3 protein-coding genes are annotated in these 2,092 nt (G+C 53.4%); all 3 read left to right on the top strand.

Going from position 1 to position 2,092, the window contains the following annotated elements; translation table 11 throughout:
* Nucleotides 1-162 precede the first annotated feature (162 nt).
* Nucleotides 163-975, top strand: coding sequence for a sugar-phosphatase (gene yidA, locus L977_RS22840; RefSeq protein ID WP_014881907.1), 813 nt, complete (start codon nucleotides 163-165; stop codon nucleotides 973-975).
* 226 nt (nucleotides 976-1,201) lie between these two features.
* Nucleotides 1,202-1,891: a D-galactonate utilization transcriptional regulator DgoR gene (gene dgoR / locus L977_RS22835; protein ID WP_047027508.1), complete on the top strand. Its 690-nt coding sequence runs from the start codon at nucleotides 1,202-1,204 to the stop codon at nucleotides 1,889-1,891.
* Nucleotides 1,888-2,092: 2-dehydro-3-deoxygalactonokinase (locus L977_RS22830; RefSeq protein WP_047626989.1), on the top strand; the 205-nt coding region annotated here is incomplete at its 3' end. The genes dgoR and L977_RS22830, both read left to right, overlap by 4 nt.

Raw genomic sequence — 2,092 nt, 5'->3', positions numbered from 1 at the left:
ACCGGGGCTACAGTTTCGTAGGTCCGGTAAGCAACGCGCCACCGGGCTTTTCTTTAGGCGCAAAAGCGGAATTCCCTCCCCACAGCCCATCCCCTTTCTTACCGTGTTTTTTGAGCGGAATCGCGTTAGCATGAGACAGCACTCATTTATCTTGGGGAACTCATGGCTATCAAACTCATTGCAATCGACATGGACGGCACGCTGCTGCTGCCAGACCACACTATCTCTCCTGCCGTTAAAAACGCGATCGCTGCCGCACGCGCGAAGGGCGTGAATGTGGTACTGACCACCGGGCGTCCGTATGCGGGCGTGCACAGTTACCTGAAAGAGCTGCACATGAACCAGCCGGGCGATTACTGCATCACCTATAACGGCGCGCTGGTGCAGAAAGCCGCAGATGGCAGCACGGTTGCGCAAACGGCACTGAGCTACGACGACTATCTGTTCCTGGAAAAACTTTCCCGTGAAGTGGGCTCTCACTTCCACGCGCTCGATCGCAATACGCTCTACACCGCCAACCGCGATATCAGCTACTACACGGTACATGAATCTTACGTTGCGACCATTCCGCTGGTCTTCTGTGAAGCCGAGAAAATGGACCCGGCGACGCAGTTCCTGAAAGTGATGATGATCGATGAGCCGGAGATCCTGGATAAAGCCATCGCGCGTATTCCGGCAGAGGTCAAAGAGAAGTACACCGTGTTGAAAAGCGCGCCGTACTTCCTCGAAATTCTCGATAAACGCGTCAATAAAGGCACGGGCGTAAAATCACTGGCTGACGCGCTGGGTATTAAACCTGAGGAAATCATGGCGCTGGGCGACCAGGAAAACGACATCGCAATGATTGAATTCGCGGGGATGGGCGTCGCGATGGATAACGCGATCCCGTCGGTGAAAGACGTGGCTAACTTCGTCACCAAATCCAATCTGGAAGACGGTGTGGCGTACGCCATCGAGAAGTTTGTGCTGCAGTAACGCCTGTTTGCATTCATCGGCCTCGGTTATCAACCGGGGCTTTTTTTTGCGCTGAATTTATTGAATTGTTCTTTTTGTGATCTTGATTGTAGTACAACATTAAGTGATTGTACTACATTACAGCCATGGCAAAGACGAAATCCCTCACGTTTGTACTGCAAAAGTGAGGTGAAATTCGGCGGTCGCGGTAAAGTAGTCATGTACACAAAGAGCACAAGGACTCTCCATGACTCTCAATAAAACCGATCGCATCGTCATTACGCTGGGCACCCAGATTGTCGGCGGGAAATACGTTCCCGGTTCGCCACTGCCAGCAGAGGCTGAACTGTGTGAGGAATTTAAAACTTCGCGCAACATCATCCGGGAAGTGTTCCGCTCGCTGATGGCGAAGCGTCTGATTGAAATGAAACGGTATCGCGGCGCGTTTGTTGCCCCGCGCAACCAGTGGAACTACCTCGATACCGACGTATTGCAGTGGGTACTGGAAAACGATTACGACCCGCGGCTTATCGGCGCGATGAGTGAAGTCCGAAATCTGGTGGAACCGGCAATCGCACGTTGGGCAGCGGAACGGGCAACGTCCGGCGACCTGGCACAAATCGAGTCGGCTTTAAACGACATGATTGCCAATAACCAGAACCGGGAAGCGTTCAATGAGGCTGATATTCGCTATCACGAAGCGGTGTTGCAGTCGGTACATAACCCGGTATTACAGCAGCTTAGCGTGGCGATCAGCTCGCTACAGCGAGCAGTATTTGAACGTACCTGGATGGGCGATGAGGCCAACATGCCAAAAACGCTCCAGGAACATAAAGCGCTGTTTGATGCGATACGGCATCAGGATGGCGATGCGGCAGAGCAGGCGGCACTTACCATGATTGCCAGCTCGACACGAAGGTTGAAGGAAATCACATGACATCTCGCTACATCGCAATTGACTGGGGTTCGACCAATCTGCGCGCCTGGCTGTACCAGGACGAGCAGTGCCTGGAGAGCAGGCAATCAGAAGCAGGCGTAACGCGCCTGAACGGTAAATCCCCTGAGGCGGTGTTAGCAGAAGTGACGCAAAACTGGCGCGATAGCGCCACGCCGGTAGTCATGGCGGGTATGGTAGGAA

The sequence above is a fragment of the Enterobacter sp. ZOR0014 genome (genome assembly GCF_000798855.1).
GTDB lineage: Bacteria > Pseudomonadota > Gammaproteobacteria > Enterobacterales > Enterobacteriaceae > Enterobacter > Enterobacter kobei.
This window is presented reverse-complemented; position numbering and strand designations above follow the sequence as displayed.